The sequence below is a fragment of the Bacillus sp. TL12 genome, from assembly GCF_022625245.1.
GTDB lineage: Bacteria > Bacillota > Bacilli > Bacillales > Bacillaceae_G > Bacillus_A.
In genome coordinates, this window is sequence record NZ_JAJJBY010000022.1 from 12,695 (window position 1) to 29,208 (window position 16,514).

Here is a 16,514-nt window from a genome sequence, read left to right on the forward strand (position 1 = left end):
CAAAAAAGCTGTAACTTCGATTGAAAAGAAGCTACAGCTTTTTTCTATGTCTTCCACAAAGTCATTATCCTGTTATCCAGAAATACTTTCTATTTCACCTCTACCACAATGATTACATCGACCTCTCCTACGATAATAATAAGCGATAGAAGCAAGACCAAGCGCTATACCCCAGAAAATCCATAAAAGCATTGGCCCTATTGAACCCCAAATGTGACTCAGCAAAATATTATCTGTAGACACGAGTTGAAGTTGAACCGCGATAAAAGCGAAAGTAAAGGTGAAACCAGCAGCGGTTACAGCAATCGCTACACACGATGCTGGAATCACCGCCAGTAGGATTGGCACCCTTTTACCGTTAACAAATGGGAACCACCGCGGGAAGGTTTCACCCCATTTCTGGATCAAACCTAGCGTAAGAATACTACCGGCGATACATATCGATCCAAAAGCCCATTCAGTAATATGATGCGCTGGGTTGACATTGGAAAAGTCCTGCAAAAACTTCGCGTCAATTCCTAACGGGATTTTCAGTGCCCAAGCATAGCGCGTAATTGCGTATGGAATAGGAGCAAGAGCCGCAAGATAGGTAATCCATCGACTCCATCGCATGAGAAGAGATGTTTTCCCATCTGTCGTCCTTCCACAATATTCACATGCATGGCGTATTTTTCTCCGATAAGCTACAGCGAAAAACCCCCAAGATACCGCTCCTACAACACATATAATTTGATTGAACATTAGCCAGTCAAACTTAAATTTTAATAAAAAAGCATAGGCCATGGCCGCAATCAGACTGGCATCCGGTACAAAGAGGAGTAAAGCGGCCGCAACTCCCCAGGCATAGATAAGAATAAGCCGCTCTTGGAAAGTCTTTTCCACTGGCTTCCTCATTGAAAATCCAACCAATATACCTATGAGACAAAGAACAACAAATATGATACCTCCAATATGAGACGGAAGATAACTAACCTTGCCAGCAAACAAATCCATACCATCTTCATTCTTAAAAGGATACCCCTCTCCTCCAAGCAACCAGTAAAGATGCATTGATCCATAAAGGGCTGACCAAGCAATGGCTATATACCCAATCCAAGATGGCCACCGCTTTAGGCTCATTCCTTCTCTTTTCTTTCGTGAAGGCAATACATCATTTGTATCCATGTTAGATTTGTCAATCGAAGTCTTTGAATCCACTCAAAAAACACCCTTTCCTATTATTTTCTTGAAACTGATCTACTCTTTTATACACATGCATCCAAATTTGCCACTAACCTTACCCACAGCCTATTTTCTTTTTTAGCTACCATAAAAAATCACCTCGATATCCATTGTATTGAGCGAATGGAAAATCAAGGTGACCTCAAGTTTAAATCTAGTTTAATTTTTTCCTTAAATAATGCCATGTACCTTGCGGTGAACTGGATACCTCCCAAAAAATATCCATTTCCTTGGTCATGAGCGAAACGATGGATAGCCCGATGCCCGCTCCTTTTGCTTCCGAGTGGTGCTCCATTCCCCGTCCTTTATCTCTGATAACCAAAAATAAGTCACCGTCACGATCAATTGTTTCTACATAAATATATCCGCCAGAATTGGCATGCCTAATGACATTTTGAAACAGGTTATCCAATATGCTGCGCAGCCAGAGAGGATCCACCTCCCAAATCAGCGAACGGTCAGCCAAATGGACATCCACTTCAAAACCTTCTTTCTCAAAAACCGGATACCACTCAGCAACAGCATTACGTAACTCTTCAATCACATCTATGTTTGCCTTCTCTAATGGATACTTTCCAGCTGAAAGCAATGTGTAAGTAAGAAGATTTTCAAGTAATTTTCCAACATCGTTTAGTTTGTTGACGATAATTTGTACCGATGCGGTTGCTTTTAAGGATGATGGATTATTCTGAATGGAGTAGGCATGCTGTCTAATAACAGTTAAAGGCGTCCGTAAATCGTGAGAGATATTTGCAATCAATTGTTTTCGCAGATACTCTTCTTCCTTCTCGCGCTTCCGGCTGGCTTTTAACTGATCGATCATCCTGTTAAAGGCTTTTTCTAATTGTCCAATCTCATCACTGTTATTGACTGTAACCTTATCAGGTATTCCATCATTTACGGTATCTGACATTGTACTTTGAAGTTGTACAAGTCTTTTGCGAATACTTAAGAAAAATAACAAAGATACCACTACAATCGAAACACCTACGACAAAAATAATAAGGATTAAAAAGAGATCTCCATTTACTGGCTGAATCGCAAGCGTCGTAAGAGATTTTGGGATATGAAATATCATAAATCCTTGTTCACCATCTTTACCAATCGTAGCTGTCACAGTGAATGTATCTTGTTTCTTTTTCCTATCGAGATAGTTGATGAGACTCAAAGGTGTCCATTGATCAGGAATGTCTACGATACGCTGATTGATCACATGGGTTTTCCCCGCTTTGTCGACCCAAAACAGCCCAGCTTTCGGATAATGTTCTTGGATTTTACCGAGCTTTTCATTGATTGTATTCTCATTAGCTTCATGTAGTTGTTCAGCTTCATGTTCCCACATTTTTTCTATTTCCAGTGGCTCCTGTATCTCATCTTGTTTAAGCAAAATGTCAGGTAAATAATAGATTGTTGGCAAAATAGGCCACATGAGTAAAGAGGCGAGGATCAACAACAAATATTTGGTAACGAGTGATTTTCGAATATTCATAACTTCAACCGATACCCGATGCCGCGAATCGTTTCGATAATCTGCGGATGACTAGGATCAATCTCTATTTTTTCACGCAAATGACGAATGTGGACCATAAGGGTCCGATCCCCTTTTATATAGGAATCTTCCCACACAGCTTCATATATTTGCTTTTGAGTCAAAATCTGATTTGGGTGATTGAGAAGAAACATAAAGATATGAAACTGTTTACCAGTTAGGACAATCTCTTTATTCGTTTGTGAACTCAAAATACGGTTGGCTTTCCGATCAATGCTTAAATGGTTCAACTGGATATGATCCGGGGAAACTACATCGAGTCGCCTTAAGAGAACCTGAATGCGGGCCTCGAGTTCATCAGGATGGTACGGCTTCGTCATATAATCATCTGCAAAAGCAAGCCCTTGCAGTTTATCTTCTATTGAAGCTCTCGCTGTGAGCATCATAATTGGTATTTCAGGAAACTTTCGCTTCATTCGCTGCCCAACTGTATAACCATCAAGTCCTGGAAGCATAATGTCCATAATAACAACGTCCGTTTGTTCCATGTAATCAAATGCATGATGGCCAGACTTCAACCAAATTACTTTATATCCCCGTTCAGTAAAAAACTCACTTACCCATAATCCAATTTCTTCATCATCTTCTATATGTAAAATTATTAATCCCATCACATTTCTCTCCTCTACAATGAATCTTCACACATTTATTTAAGTTCTCTAACCACAAAATATGCTTATAAGTGTCTATTTTTAACTAGATAACGTGAAACTGTAATCAGTGAGGGGCTTTTACGGGCAATTAATGAAAAGGAAAAGAGGTGCTGTTTTCTATCATTCCTCTCTCCTTCCTAATTTAAGAGTGACCATAGCATACAAAAAACCCGAATAATAGAATTTTTAAACAATCCACTACCCGGGTTACATATCTAACTTTATTTTTTCTTATACCACTCATGTACACAAGTTACATCCTCTTCACGTACATGCTTCAATTCGTAATGACGCCCTGCCACGCTGCAAGCGACTGCGACAATATATGTATATAGCCGGTCTTTCTTCTGAAAGTATGATTGCGATTTTGTCATCGCTTGTACATGCCTTTTCTTCATAAATCCTGTATACTTTGCAATCCCCCTGTGCACAAGCGTTACCTGATCACCTTTTATTGCATAGCCACCTGTCTTATACTTACCGTATGCAAGAATCGTAATGAATAAAAATAATGGGATAAGCACAAATAGGGTGCTATATTGCTGAAAATACATACTCGCTCCTATAATTGGTGCCGCAATAGCCCCAAAAATCATCCACCCCATAATCAGATAACGGCGTAGCGCTGCTTTTGGCAAATGTACAATTTCCTCTTCTATTTCATACGGCAACTTTAAATATGTCAATAGCTCTTGTACATCCTTTTTTTTCATAAGCGGGTGCAGTATGACATTCATATTCTTTGTATCTATGCTTTGAATCACTTCTACTTCCATAGAACAATAGCCAAACGGTTGACGAAGAATTCCCTCTTTCATTGTCAATGCCTGAATCCGGTGCAGTTTTAAAACCATTTCTTTCTTCTCAAATAGTCCTTGTGAAATACGAATCTCATTGCCATTTCTCTGTACGGTAAAATTCGCATGTTTTAAAGCATAGCCAATTGTAGAAATGATCCATGAAATTACAATCAAAATAGCGACCATATATAACAAGTTATATACACTATTGTCTTTCACATATGTTTCAACTTCTTCTATTAACCATTTTGGAAGAACGTTATCAAACTGTGTATAGAGGAAAAACAATCCTGAAAATAACAAACCAAACTGACCAGACGTAATAGACGCTAGCAAAATTTCTTTCGCTGTTAACTGGTAAACCGTTGTATTTGTTTCTCGTCGCAAGCCTTCCTCTTCTTTTACTGGTTTCTCATCTTCTACTTTATTTAATAAGGCGATTAATTCTTTCGCCTCTTCTTCCTTAATACCAGCTAATGTGACCTCTGGTTCACTGCCGCCACCAGCCGTTTCAATTTTGAGTTTCGTCAATTCAAAAAGCTGATAGATGATATTGGAAGTTGTGCTAATGGTTTGCACACGCTCTTTATTTAAATAGCTTTCCTTTTTAACAAATACTCCTTGTTTTATATGTAAAATATTATTTTCAATCCAATATACTTTAAAGTACCATTTCACAAACGAAAAGATAGCCAAAATTAACACGAATCCCACAATGAAAATAGGAAACCAATACCAAGGCTCTACCCCATCTTCATCAAGCAACACAATGATAATAAGAGGAATTAAACTAGAAATTCTTATATCAAATAAGATCGTAATCGGATGTTGCCTCTTATACATCCTCATCACTCACTTTCGCCAGTTCCCCAATTCTTCGTTTTAACTCTTCTGCTTCTCTCTTTGTTAAACCTGGGATACTATGAGAAGTCGCTGCCGTTGAAATTTGTAATTCTGCTAGCTCATATTTTCTCATAATCGGCCCTTGCTCAATCGTCACGTGCTGAACGCGAATCATCGGAACGAGCACACGCTTTACAACGAACATCCCTTTTTGAATTTCAATCTCCTCTTCATCTAATCGGTAGCTATAGTACCGCTGACGTAATGCCGGAAAAATAAAATAATCTAATGGTACATATGCAATCGTTACGGTAACCAATATACCGAACAACCAGCCCCACCAGTTATATTGGATCATAAAAAAGAGATACGCTAAAACAATACTTACCAGTACCCCCGTCCCAATCAAAGCATGAATCTTCCACACCTTGACCATACTCGGATGAATTTCATTTTCTAACGGCTGCATTTCATCACTCCAAATTAAAAAATCTATGAAATATGTATATTATTTCCCTTTCATTGTAATATGTCACAATCACACAAAACAAGGGAAAACAAACATTTTATGTAAATCCATAGATTGTTATTTTTCTTACTATGTAGAATACAATGATGTCGCTCAGAGAATATGTATTTCATACTAAATTATTTTTTACATTGATGTTGGAACAATAATGGTGTGTGACGCATAGTATAAAACATATACCGTATAACATACACCAAGAAAAGAGGTGGATGAATGAATACTTTATTGAATTCATTAACAACAGAGCTTAGGAGAGGAACTTTGACGTTAGCTGTTTTAAGTCAATTACAAAAGCCCCAGTATGGATATTCACTTGTTCAATTGTTAGAACAGTCAGATATTCGCATTGATCAAAGCACTTTATATCCATTGCTACGCCGCTTAGAAAAACAGGAGTTAGTAACAAGTAGCTGGGATACGTCTGAAAGTAGGCCGCGTAAGTACTATGTTCTAAGTGAATATGGTTTAGAAATTTTTTTACAGTTAAAAAGAGAATGGATGGACAATTCTAAAAAACTCTTAGAAGTGTTAAAAGGGGATGAAAATGATGAATCTAATTGAGATTTATATACAAGAAGTGACTCGAAGACTACCTGAAAAAAGTCGTGAGGATATCGCTCTCGAGTTAAGATCGACTATTGAAGATATGTTACTTGATGATTACAGTGAAGAAAATATAAAAGGGGTCCTTGAAACATTAGGGAATCCTGCTATATTAGCTAGTAAATACCGCGATCGACCAATGCATCTTATTGGTCCCCACTATTTTGAAACATATGTTACATTATTAAAAATGATTTTACCGATTGCTGCTACTATTTCTCTAATCTCACTCATTGCCAAATATTTTATAGGGTATCATGGCGAAGAAGCAGTCATTAATGTCGTTTTTGATATGATTGGTTTTAGTATAGGGAGCATCATTGAAGTCGGTATACATGTCTTTTTCTGGCTTACACTCGTTTTCGCACTTATTGAACGAGTAGATCATTCGAAAGGAATCCAACCATTCACAACAAAGTTTACCAAATGGACTGCGGACAATTTGAAAGATATATCTTATATTCCCAAGAAAAAAGCTATTACGAAGTGTGAAGTATTTGGAAGTTTACTATGGACTGCTATTTGGGCAACCGTTTATTTTTACGCAAATCAGCTTGTGGGCATGTATAGAGGTAGTACACATGGACTCGACTTTGTAACCTCAGCTTTTAATCAGGATGTATTGCTTCAATATTGGCCAATCGTTCTTGTTGTAATCGTTTTGGAAATCGCATTGTCTATTTATAAATTAATGAAGAGGCAATGGACAAAAGGAATCGCAATATTTAATACCGCTCTCCAGCTTATCGGAACCATTGTATTCATTGTGATATTCACGAATCCAAATGTAATGAACCCAGATTTTATTGCGTATACAGCAGATTTATTCAACATTACTGCTAACCAATTTGAATCGCGGATAATTGGGGGTAGCATTTTCATCTTTCTATTATCTGCAGCAATCAGTGTATTTGATGGTATTCGTAAGGCTAAAATTCATTAATTAATATTTGTCTATTAATATAATGGGGCTTAGTTCAACAAGCCCCTCCTTGAAAAGTCGGATCCTTAGTTTATAGGTGAAGTGCCCTTCCTCTCTTTGGTACATTTCATTCAACAGATTAATAAGCACTTCAAATGCCATTCCTCGGCTTCTATTAAAAAAATTATTTTGTTTAAATTCTGATAAGATACTTTTTAAATCCCATCACATTGGAAATAACTGTATAACAAAACTCAGTGAATATTAGGAGTGCTATAAATGTCTGATATAATCCGTCTCTTTATTGTCATGCTCATTGCAATTTATTTATTTTTCTCTGTAATGATGGAATTTAAAAATCCACAAAAAAGTATGTTCTGGTTCTCACTTGAAGTCTTGTTTTTTCTGGGAATGGTACTGTTAATAAAAGAATTTTTCATCAAATATATAACATAACTTTCTCTCTCCTCTCTCATAATAAATCTCAATATTCCGTCAATAATGCAGACACCCCATTTCTTCCATTACCAACAAAAGAGCAGTTAGCTTTTGCTAGCTACTCTTTTGTTGGTAACAATCACTGTTGTATCCCATACTGTTACAGAATATCATGTAATAGCTCGACGGAAACGAGCAGTTATACCCATTGCCCTAGGGAACTAGGGCTTTATTTTTCTACAAAATGAATTTTTATTAGAATCCATCTTCTTCATTTCTCAATATATAGAATCTAGAATTTTTATTAATAATCGTGTATTATTTTAACTAAAGAGTAGAGTAAGAACTATTCTTTGCCATCGTGGAGAAGACCTGCTATTCTTAGCTGGTCCTCTTTTCATAGAATTGAAACATACTGAATATAGGAATCTTCTACTTCAAACACAAGTAGCACAGTTCAAATAAATTGAACTGTGCTACTAAGATTATTTAATATCGTTTAACCTAACAGCATTTTATATATTTCAATTAAATTATCGTCAGGGTCTCGAAAATGCGCAACACGCGCTCGCCATTCTTTACGATCATGCGGTTCATTAACAAATTCAATTCCCTTTTCTCTTAAACGGTTATAAGTTTGATCGACATCTTCCACTTCAAATTGAAGCAAAAATTTTGATTGAGACTCAGCTTCTAAGGGTTTATTTCCTTCTCCGACCAATTCGGCCATCACTTTTCGAGATACAAGTTCAATTTTCGTTTCCCCATTATTGAAAAGAGCATATTCTATGTTTTCCTCGTACCAACTCACTGGAAATTCCAATACATCTCTGTAAAACATGGCACTTTTCTTAAAATCTTTGACCAAAAGCCTTATTTGCAACAACTTCAAATCAATCATCTCCTGAAAAATATTATCGAAGAGCCAATACCGTCGTCATTCATTGAACATTTCGTTACTGATTCCAATATTCCTCTATGTTTAGCTTTGTTATTCTCATAACAAATAAAACAACATGATTATCGTTCAACACTTTCTATCGTGATACAGAAAAGATCGTAAAAACCGAATTACTATATATTCAGCTAGTTTTATTAATATGTAATATTGAATATTTATTTTGGTTTTGCAACACCCTCTACGTGAATACATGTACTTTTTCATACGGATATTCCTCACCTTTACAGGTTCATAATATCCGTATGCTTAAACACGTGTTTTAAAGCGTTTGCATCAAAATTTACATTTTAATGTTTAATAACTTTTAAAATCTCCTGATATTTTCCTGATTTAGGGCTACCCGACTGGATTTTACTTGCCAATTCATTCGCATAGTTTGTTTTTGCTGCCGCAAATTTATTACGATCCCACTGATGATTTTTAGCGATTTGTTCATCTGACAAGTTATAGTATGAATACACTAATCGCCCTTGCACATCGGGAATTGGATCGTCAAAAGTTGTATCAAGGTGGTACCATTTCCCTTCAATTTTCACTTGATTCCAAGCATGTGGTTGTCCATTTCCAGTTCCTGTTACAATATGATTTTCTATTCCAGCCTCTTTTAACAATTGATACGTTAATAATGCATATCCTTGACAAACCGCAGAGCGATTTGCTAAAGCTTCATATGCTGTATAAGCTTGAAAAGAAGTATCATAAGAGACGTGTTTTACGACATAATCATGAATCGCTTTTACTTTTTCGTGTTCATCCATGCCAGCTTTGATAATGGACTTGACGATTGATTTCGCTTGTGTCTTTACATAGTTCGTTTGTGCTTTAGATTCACGGTATGTAACCTGTACTGTAAACGTATAATTCCCTGGGATACCACGAACAGAATATTGCGCACGCGCAATATTATAATTCAAGTATTCGTTAGATTCGACTGCCTTGTCATATTCTTTAACAAGTGCATCCATAACCTCATCAATATTAGAGTTTTTGGATTTGTATGTCATTGTTATATTTTCTTCTTGATTATTAATATGCACTTTCATTTCCTTTTGAAATGCATCTAACAGCTGCCCATCAGGTCGTGAACCATTATTTGTGGATTTAGCATTCGGATTCCAAACACCATTACTTTCCAAGTAGTACTTTTTCCCGTTATCTTGGATCCAGCCCGTTTGCATCGCTCCGCTTCCGTTGAAGTAGTACCATGCTCCGTTTACCTGCTGCCAACCTGTTTGCATTGCTCCGCTTCCGTTGAAGTAATACCATACTCCGTTTACCTGCTGCCAACCTGTTTGCATTGCTCCGCTTCCGTTGAAGTAATACCATACTCCGTTTACCTGCTGCCAGCCTGCTTGCATTGCTCCGCTTCCGTTGAAGTAATACCATACTCCATTTACCTGCTGCCAGCCTGTTTGCATCGCTCCGCTTCCGTTGAAGTAGTACCATGCTCCGTTTACCTGCTGCCAGCCTGTTTGCATTGCTCCGCTTCCGTTAAAGTAATACCATACTCCATTTACCTGCTGCCAGCCTGTTTGCATTGCTCCGCTTCCGTTGAAGTAGTACCATGCTCCGTTTACCTGCTGCCAACCTGTTTGCTTCACGCCGTTTACATTGTAGTAATTCCATACTGATCTCGTTTGTTTCCAACCTGTATCAGCGCTTGCATAAGTGGCTACTGTTGATCCCATAACTGTTAGACCAACTGCCATAGCTAAAACTTTTATATTCTGTTTCATAAATCCAATATTCCCCTTCTCTTGACCTATTTATCTATTAAGCCTTAACACTAGGGGCGTTGCAAAACTAAAACAAATATTCAATATTATCGACTAAAAAACGAGATTTAAAGTCTACAATTATGCTATTATAACAAAAATTCCAATCATTTTTTATGCGATATTGCATAAAGTGAAACTTTAATCAGTGGGGGTTTTCTTCATCCCCCACTGATTATTAGTTGAACCAATCGGGCTTTTACGGGCAGTTGATCCCCCACCTACCTTCCTCGTTTCTCTCTGAATCTTGAGGTGGGGGTCTTACTGCTCGTTAATGCGGGATAAAAACGATTGGAAAGAAAATAGCTTTTATTATTCCCTTATGTGTCAATGAATTAACTATCTAAACTAGTTAACTGGATTGTTTTTTCTTATATATCCCAAACCTTCTCTGCATATTGCTCCTGGTGAATTTCTGAAGGAGGAATAATCGTTATAATATCTAACAACACTCCATTTGGGTCACTTGTGATAAAGTGGCGTTGACCGAATTCTTCATTTCGCAGTGGAAGGTGCAAGGGGAGTTTTTCCTGGATGATTAATCTCTCGTACCATTTATCGACATCGTCAACTTCAAAGTTGAGAATCAGCCCATTTACAGGCTTGCGAGAATGTGAGGGAATTGTTTCGTGGAAAGCGTTCAGTACCGCAAGCTCAAATGGAATCTCATTTTCCGTCTTTTGCAGACTGACATACCAATCGGATTCAAATACCGCCTCAAATCCAAAGTGACGTTTGTAAAAACTTGCACTTTCCGCAACGTGATCCGTCGTTATTACAGGATAAAAGCTATTAACCTTCATTTAAAGCCCCACCTTTTAATAGTAAATTCTTCATTTTCTAAACATTAACAGGATTTAGTTGATTTATGATAGTTATTAAATTATGAAGAAAAACACTTAAAGTAACGCGTGCGTTCATTTAATATATCTGATTTTCAAACGACTTTATTGTTACTGATTATGAGTAAAATGTTGCTTTGGATTGGAGATTTATCAGGTCATGGACAGCTCTTTCGAATTATCAATAAGCGAATGCCGTACAAATCAGCATACAAGCATTTCCTTGCTGTAGATATGTTATGTTTTTAATAGAAAAAGACCCCTTTTCTATATATTAAATATACTAAACTAATAAGAGGATATTATGTTCAATATATGAGCATATATCCTCTTTTCTTTGGCATTTTATATTTGTTAATTAGATGTTGAGAATATCGAATAATATTTATATAAGGAATAACATTATTTTTTATTACCATTTTCTTCTATTTAATCTATAATTAATTTGTATTTTATATATAAATGGGAGGAAATTTATGACTACAAATAAGGACTACATTCATTATATTCGGGGAAAAGTAGGGCAAGATTTAATATTTCTTAATTTTGCTGGAGGTATTGTTTATAACGAACGAAATGAAATTCTTTTACAAAAACGGGAAGATAGAAATGAGTGGGGTTTTCCAGGTGGTGCTATGGAACTTGGAGAATCTCTTGAAGAAACCGCTAAACGAGAAATACTTGAGGAGACAGGATTAAATGTTGAGGTTGAACATCTTATAGGTGTCTACTCTAAATATTCTGGTGAGTTTCCGAACGGAGATAAAGCTCAGACTATCACTCATTTTTTTCAATGCAAGCCAATTGATGGGGAACTTACCGCAGATGGTATTGAGACTTTAGATTTAAAATACTTCCCAATAGACCAAATACCGAAATTATTCACAAAACAACACGACGATGCCTTAGAAGATTGGCTTTCCAAAAGAAAAGGTGTATTTAAATAAAAACACCTTCAAATTAATTATCCATAATCTTTAACTAACGGGCGCGTTAGTTAAACAAAAAAGGACATAACATATTAGCTATGTAAAATATGTTATGTCCTTTAATTTATTTATTTTTTTAAAATTAGGTCTTGATAAGATTTTAAAGATGGGTCTTTTTTTCTAGAAAATTGTAATTGCAGAATAGATGAGTAATAAACACATTATCGTATTGGTTATTTTATCGTATTTTAAAAATAACTTTTTAAAAGCCGAACCAAATATAGCCCTATCTATCGGTAAAATTGAAATTATAAATAGTTAATATCATTTTTTTAAATAGATAAGAGGAGATTAGTACGAATGGAAATAAGACACCTTATTACTTTCAGGACAATTGTTGATGTTGGAAGCTACACGAATGCTGCCATAAAATTAGGATATACGCAGTCAACCATTACTTCTCATATTCAAGCGTTAGAAAAGGAGATTGGTGGACAATTATTCACTTACGTCAAACGAGAGTTAAAATTGACATCCTTGGCAAAAGAATTAATTCCTTTGGCTGATGAATTACTACATTCTTATAACCGTATATCTCAGATGAAGAATCATAACAAAGTAAGTGGAGAGTTAAAAATTGCTGCACCTGAGTCATTAACGATTTCCAGATTAGGACCCATTTTGAGGAAATATTTGACCAGATATCCAGATGTGAAAATCATATTAAGTAACGGAACTTGCGGACAAAACCAAAAAGACCTTATGAGTGGACATGTCGATGTTGCTTTTATGATTTGGACAAGATTAGAGTTAGATAATTGTAATTACCATCAATTGCACAAAGAAGAGATTGTTTTAATTACAAGTCCGAACAAAAACCAACATTTTGATGATTATAAAAACAAGGGAACTGCTGACTACTTTATTACAAATGAAAAGGGATGCAGTTACCGTTCCATGTTTGAGACACACTTGGCTAATCATAAACTACCTAAATTTCAAACTATGGAGCTGTGGAGTTTGGAAGCAATTAAACAAGCTGTAATGAGTGGCTTAGGATTTGCTGCATTACCCTATATTACCGTGAAGAATGAGGTTGAGAATGGGTTATTGAATATCATGGAACACAATGAAGAATTTGAAGCTATATACTCATATCTACTCGTCAAGCCAAAGAAATGGCATTCCCCTGCGGTTGAAAAGTTTATTGAGTTAACATTAGAATCTGTATAACATCAACTTTGGAATATCGTACTACAGGTACTATACGTTTATATTCTTTTTTATATCTTTGAGTTGTTACTAAAAAACAAAAAAGTTTCAAGAAAAAAAGTAGCACAAACGAAAAAAATGAGCTGAATTCTCATAAATAACTGTAAAAAGGCAAAATTCTCGTTATTGGGGTGTCTTAAAATCTTAGCTTGATGGGCATAGGATGGAACCCCTTTTAGCAAAACCGGAGTGGAAATGATGAGTATAAATAGTTTTGTGGGATTGATAAAGAACGAATTATTAAAAGAGGTAAGCATAAGAAGTGAGGATGAATTCGAGCCTATAGTAGTTAAAGATATTCCTAGACTTTGGAAGTGTTTAGGGACAGGTAATTATGCCGCAGTATTTATGCACAAAGAATACAAAGATTGGGTAGTGAAAGTTTACGCGCGAGAAGGAGAAGGAATTGAAAAAGAGTCAGAAGTATACCGAAGAATCGGAAATCACCCTTCTTATTCAAAGCTTATATATAAAGGAGAAAATTTCATAGTATTGAAACGTTTAAAAGAAATTACCTTATACGATGCTATCCATAAGGGAATTAAAATTCCTAAGCAGGTAATCCTTGATATCAATGAAGCTTTAGAGTATGCAAGGGAACAAGGATTAACTCCTTGTGATGTTCATGGGAAAAATGTGATGATGGAAAACGGAAGGGGATATGTAGTCGATGTATCTGATTTCTTAAAAACAAAAGAAGATAGTAAGTGGAGAGACCTAGAAAAGGCATATTTTACATTTTACTTGCCCTTCATTTATAAATTGCCTTTCCCTGTTAAAATACCGTATTTCATGTTAAACATTGTTAGACGTTCATATAGAAAATATAAGAAGCTTAAAAAGAAATTCAAATTGTAAAAGGACCACATACTTATCTTTAGGTTAGATAAGTGAACCACTAGTAAACAAAAGGACCGTACATTTTAGATATGTCTAATATGTACGGTCCTAATTTTATAACTTCATGAAGGAGTCCCGCCAACCAAATGACATAAAACCTACGCTAATACATTTTATGGAAGTAAAAACCTTGATTTTTGTACGCTAAGGATTGTAACTAAAATGAACGTTTTTGTTACAACATGGGTTTCAATAAAAGTTGCCTTCATTTAGCCGATTTAGTTGTAACAAAATAGTGTATCAAAAATAATTTGTAACATTATTAATCGTAATCCTTTTTGTTACGCAAGGAACCCTTTTATATCAAGTTTTCTTTTCCTTAGCGTGGGTTTTATGTTAGTACGTTGGCTGTACCCCATATCCTACTTATTCTTATACCAATTCTGCATACGTTCTGCATCTTCTAAACGCGTATGCTCTAATTTATAATTTGTGGATGCACTAAAGAAATTTTGTGAACATAACTGAGCTCCGCGCTGAAAGTAAGACTGTGTTTTCTCTATTGACTGTACATGTCTTCTGCGCACTAATCCTGTATATTTCGCAAGGCTGCGATACACGATTGTTAACTGCTCCCCTTCTACGCTATAGCCCCCTGCACGAAACGTTGCATATCCAAGTGACATCAGTAATCCAAACAGAGGTAACAGCGCCCAAATGCCAAAATATTTTTCAAAGTATATACTCGCACCTGTAATTGGAACGGCTAATATACAAAAGAAAATAAAACTATCTAACAAATAGCGACGCAGTGCCGTTTTTGGCAAGGCTGTAACATTTTGATTTAGTTCATATGGCAACCGCAGATGAGCAAGCAATTCTGCGACGCGGTCTTTCCGAATAACCGGATGGAGCGTAACATTCTTCTCACCTTCCTCATTATTTTGAATCACCTCTACATGCACAGAGCAATAGCCAAATGGTTGGCGGAATATCCCTTCTTTTATCGTAATCCCTTGAATGCGGTGCAACTTCAGCACAAGTTCTTTTCTCTCAAGAAGTCCTTGTGAAATGCGAATTTCATCATTTTTCCGATGCACGGTAAAGTTCGCATGCTTTAAAGCGTAACCAAATGTGGATACAATCCAAGAGATAACAAGCAAGATTGCGATCATATAAATCCAGCCATACACATCATTATCCATTACATATGTTTCTACCCTTTTTTCAATCCATTTTGGGATATATTCATCTACTTGGGAGTAAACAAAGAATAATAGAGAGAACAACAAACCAAATTGACCGGATGTCACAGAAGCTAATAAAATTTCCTTCCAAGTCAACTTATATTCCGTCTTATCCTCCTCTTCCAAACTAACATTTACAGCATCCTCTTGCATTTCCTGATGTTCATCTGCCTGTTCATTTAACATTGCAATTAATGTTTTTGCTTCATCAGCCTTAATACCAGCTAAACTTACCTCTGGCTCATTACCACCGCCAGCTGTTTCAATTTTGAGCTTCGTTAAACCTAATATTTGATATAACATACTTGAACTAGTATTAATTGTCTGGACACGTTCTTTATTCAAGTAACTTTCTTTTTTCACAAATAATCCTTGTTTAATGTGCAGTACATTATTTTCAATCCAATATACTTTATAGTACCAACCCACAATAACAGAGACGATTGAAATCACTAAGAAGCCGATCGGTACGAGATACCAAAATGGAAACTTTCCTTTTAAACTAAACAGAAAAATGATAAATGGAATAAAGTCTGTTATCTTTAATTCCAATAACATCGTGATCGGATGCTGCCTCTTATACATCCTCATCACTCACCTTCGCAAGTTCTCCAATTTGACGCTTCAGCTGTTCCGCTTCTCTCATCTTCAACCCTGGAATACTATGAGAAGTTGCGGCAGTTGAAATCTGTAATTCTGCTAGACCATGTTTTCTCATAATCGGTCCTTGTTCAATTGTAACGTGTTGTACACGAATCATCGGAACTAATACACGCTTAACTGTAAACATCCCGTGCTGAATTTCTAATTCTTCTTCATTTAATTGATAGCTATGATAGCGCTGACGTAGTTTTTGAAGCACAAAATACTCGAACGGTGTATATACAACCGTCAATCCAATCAGGACATACAAAATCCAGGCCCACCAATTAAACTTAATCATGAAAAAGAGATACGCAAGGATGACTAATATACTTATACCTAGCTCAATTAAAACACGAGCTTTCCAAACTTTGACCATATCAGGATGAATTTCATTTTCCAATGGCTGCATCTAATCACTCCAAATTTAGTAATCTAATATGTGAAT

General features: G+C 36.1%; 17 protein-coding genes and 1 pseudogene. 7 read left to right on the forward strand and 11 right to left on the reverse strand.

What is annotated here, in order from left to right; all coding sequences use genetic code 11:
• Positions 1–72 precede the first annotated feature (72 nt).
• The 5 genes from LOK41_RS18615 to LOK41_RS18635 all read right to left on the reverse strand — a co-directional run bounded on the left by LOK41_RS18615 (position 73) and on the right by LOK41_RS18635 (position 5,535).
• Positions 73–1,197, reverse strand: a complete 1,125-nt coding sequence (locus LOK41_RS18615) for a hypothetical protein (RefSeq protein ID WP_241817783.1) — start codon at positions 1,195–1,197, stop codon at positions 73–75.
• A gap of 178 nt (positions 1,198–1,375) precedes the next feature.
• On the reverse strand, positions 1,376–2,710 hold the full coding sequence (locus LOK41_RS18620) for a HAMP domain-containing sensor histidine kinase (protein WP_241817784.1): 1,335 nt from the start codon (positions 2,708–2,710) through the stop codon (positions 1,376–1,378).
• Entirely contained in the window at positions 2,707–3,381 is a 675-nt protein-coding gene (locus tag LOK41_RS18625) for a response regulator transcription factor (RefSeq protein WP_241817785.1), read from the reverse strand. Before LOK41_RS18625 ends, LOK41_RS18620 begins: the two co-directional genes overlap by 4 nt.
• 263 nt (positions 3,382–3,644) lie before the next feature.
• Entirely contained in the window at positions 3,645–5,066 is a 1,422-nt protein-coding gene (locus LOK41_RS18630) for a PH domain-containing protein (RefSeq protein WP_241817786.1), read from the reverse strand.
• On the reverse strand, positions 5,059–5,535 hold the full coding sequence (locus tag LOK41_RS18635) for a PH domain-containing protein (protein ID WP_241817787.1): 477 nt from the start codon (positions 5,533–5,535) through the stop codon (positions 5,059–5,061). Before LOK41_RS18635 ends, LOK41_RS18630 begins: the two co-directional genes overlap by 8 nt.
• A gap of 273 nt (positions 5,536–5,808) precedes the next feature.
• On the opposite strand from LOK41_RS18635, the gene LOK41_RS18640 reads away from it, so the two are divergent.
• From LOK41_RS18640 to LOK41_RS18650, 3 genes are all read left to right on the forward strand, one after another.
• Entirely contained in the window at positions 5,809–6,156 is a 348-nt protein-coding gene (locus LOK41_RS18640) for a PadR family transcriptional regulator (RefSeq protein WP_241817788.1), read from the forward strand.
• Positions 6,143–7,141 (forward strand): HAAS signaling domain-containing protein, encoded by a 999-nt coding sequence (locus tag LOK41_RS18645; protein WP_241817789.1) that lies wholly within the window; start codon positions 6,143–6,145, stop codon positions 7,139–7,141. Before LOK41_RS18640 ends, LOK41_RS18645 begins: the two co-directional genes overlap by 14 nt.
• 258 nt (positions 7,142–7,399) lie before the next feature.
• Complete coding sequence (locus LOK41_RS18650) at positions 7,400–7,576, forward strand: hypothetical protein (protein WP_241817790.1); 177 nt, start codon at positions 7,400–7,402, stop codon at positions 7,574–7,576.
• Positions 7,577–8,057: 481 nt separating this feature from the next.
• Here the strand turns inward: LOK41_RS18650 and LOK41_RS18655 are convergent, their stop codons facing one another.
• The 3 genes from LOK41_RS18655 to LOK41_RS18665 form a co-directional block, all read right to left on the reverse strand.
• Complete coding sequence (locus LOK41_RS18655) at positions 8,058–8,450, reverse strand: VOC family protein (RefSeq protein ID WP_241817791.1); 393 nt, start codon at positions 8,448–8,450, stop codon at positions 8,058–8,060.
• Positions 8,451–8,806: 356 nt separating this feature from the next.
• Positions 8,807–10,255 carry a transglutaminase domain-containing protein gene (locus LOK41_RS18660; protein WP_241817792.1) on the reverse strand — a complete coding sequence of 483 codons (1,449 nt, stop codon included), beginning with the start codon at positions 10,253–10,255 and terminating at the stop codon, positions 8,807–8,809.
• A gap of 410 nt (positions 10,256–10,665) precedes the next feature.
• The gene (locus tag LOK41_RS18665) at positions 10,666–11,097 is read right to left on the reverse strand and encodes a VOC family protein (protein ID WP_241817793.1); all 432 of its coding nucleotides are present in this window, start codon (positions 11,095–11,097) and stop codon (positions 10,666–10,668) included.
• A gap of 159 nt (positions 11,098–11,256) precedes the next feature.
• Between LOK41_RS18665 and LOK41_RS29005 the strand changes: the two genes are divergently transcribed.
• Both LOK41_RS29005 and LOK41_RS18670 read left to right on the forward strand, forming a co-directional pair.
• Positions 11,257–11,385, forward strand: coding sequence for a hypothetical protein (locus LOK41_RS29005; RefSeq protein ID WP_277818686.1), 129 nt, complete (start codon positions 11,257–11,259; stop codon positions 11,383–11,385).
• Between the two features lie 227 nt (positions 11,386–11,612).
• Entirely contained in the window at positions 11,613–12,083 is a 471-nt protein-coding gene (locus LOK41_RS18670; RefSeq protein ID WP_241817794.1) for an NUDIX hydrolase, read from the forward strand.
• A gap of 162 nt (positions 12,084–12,245) precedes the next feature.
• On the opposite strand, the pseudogene LOK41_RS29310 reads toward LOK41_RS18670, so the two are convergent.
• Positions 12,246–12,344: pseudogene (locus LOK41_RS29310) on the reverse strand (lysine transporter LysE); the annotation flags it as partial.
• Between the two features lie 81 nt (positions 12,345–12,425).
• Between LOK41_RS29310 and LOK41_RS18675 the strand changes: the two are divergent.
• The gene (locus LOK41_RS18675) at positions 12,426–13,298 is read left to right on the forward strand and encodes a LysR family transcriptional regulator (RefSeq protein WP_241817795.1); all 873 of its coding nucleotides are present in this window, start codon (positions 12,426–12,428) and stop codon (positions 13,296–13,298) included.
• Positions 13,299–13,535: 237 nt separating this feature from the next.
• Positions 13,536–14,195: a protein kinase family protein gene (locus LOK41_RS18680; RefSeq protein WP_241817796.1), complete on the forward strand. Its 660-nt coding sequence runs from the start codon at positions 13,536–13,538 to the stop codon at positions 14,193–14,195.
• A 404-nt stretch (positions 14,196–14,599) separates the two neighbouring features.
• Here LOK41_RS18680 and LOK41_RS18685 read toward each other — a convergent pair whose 3' ends face one another.
• Entirely contained in the window at positions 14,600–16,009 is a 1,410-nt protein-coding gene (locus LOK41_RS18685; protein WP_241817797.1) for a PH domain-containing protein, read from the reverse strand.
• Positions 16,002–16,478: a PH domain-containing protein gene (locus LOK41_RS18690; protein ID WP_241817798.1), complete on the reverse strand. Its 477-nt coding sequence runs from the start codon at positions 16,476–16,478 to the stop codon at positions 16,002–16,004. Before LOK41_RS18690 ends, LOK41_RS18685 begins: the two co-directional genes overlap by 8 nt.
• Between the last annotated feature and the right edge of the window lie 36 nt (positions 16,479–16,514).

What these genes read in the sequence shown, in the direction of transcription:
- LOK41_RS18625 (WP_241817785.1), bottom strand. Translation starts at nt 3,381, where the DNA reads ATGGGATTAATAATTTTACATATAGAAGATGATGAAGAAATTGGATTA.
- LOK41_RS18670 (WP_241817794.1), top strand. Translation starts at nt 11,613, where the DNA reads ATGACTACAAATAAGGACTACATTCATTATATTCGGGGAAAAGTAGGG.
- LOK41_RS18685 (WP_241817797.1), bottom strand. Translation starts at nt 16,009, where the DNA reads ATGTATAAGAGGCAGCATCCGATCACGATGTTATTGGAATTAAAGATA.
- LOK41_RS18645 (WP_241817789.1), top strand. Translation starts at nt 6,143, where the DNA reads ATGAATCTAATTGAGATTTATATACAAGAAGTGACTCGAAGACTACCT.
- LOK41_RS18650 (WP_241817790.1), top strand. Translation starts at nt 7,400, where the DNA reads ATGTCTGATATAATCCGTCTCTTTATTGTCATGCTCATTGCAATTTAT.
- LOK41_RS18690 (WP_241817798.1), bottom strand. Translation starts at nt 16,478, where the DNA reads ATGCAGCCATTGGAAAATGAAATTCATCCTGATATGGTCAAAGTTTGG.
- LOK41_RS18620 (WP_241817784.1), bottom strand. Translation starts at nt 2,710, where the DNA reads ATGAATATTCGAAAATCACTCGTTACCAAATATTTGTTGTTGATCCTC.
- LOK41_RS18630 (WP_241817786.1), bottom strand. Translation starts at nt 5,066, where the DNA reads ATGTATAAGAGGCAACATCCGATTACGATCTTATTTGATATAAGAATT.
- LOK41_RS18660 (WP_241817792.1), bottom strand. Translation starts at nt 10,255, where the DNA reads ATGAAACAGAATATAAAAGTTTTAGCTATGGCAGTTGGTCTAACAGTT.
- LOK41_RS18640 (WP_241817788.1), top strand. Translation starts at nt 5,809, where the DNA reads ATGAATACTTTATTGAATTCATTAACAACAGAGCTTAGGAGAGGAACT.
- LOK41_RS18680 (WP_241817796.1), top strand. Translation starts at nt 13,536, where the DNA reads ATGAGTATAAATAGTTTTGTGGGATTGATAAAGAACGAATTATTAAAA.
- LOK41_RS18675 (WP_241817795.1), top strand. Translation starts at nt 12,426, where the DNA reads ATGGAAATAAGACACCTTATTACTTTCAGGACAATTGTTGATGTTGGA.
- LOK41_RS18635 (WP_241817787.1), bottom strand. Translation starts at nt 5,535, where the DNA reads ATGCAGCCGTTAGAAAATGAAATTCATCCGAGTATGGTCAAGGTGTGG.
- LOK41_RS18665 (WP_241817793.1), bottom strand. Translation starts at nt 11,097, where the DNA reads ATGAAGGTTAATAGCTTTTATCCTGTAATAACGACGGATCACGTTGCG.
- LOK41_RS29005 (WP_277818686.1), top strand. Translation starts at nt 11,257, where the DNA reads ATGAGTAAAATGTTGCTTTGGATTGGAGATTTATCAGGTCATGGACAG.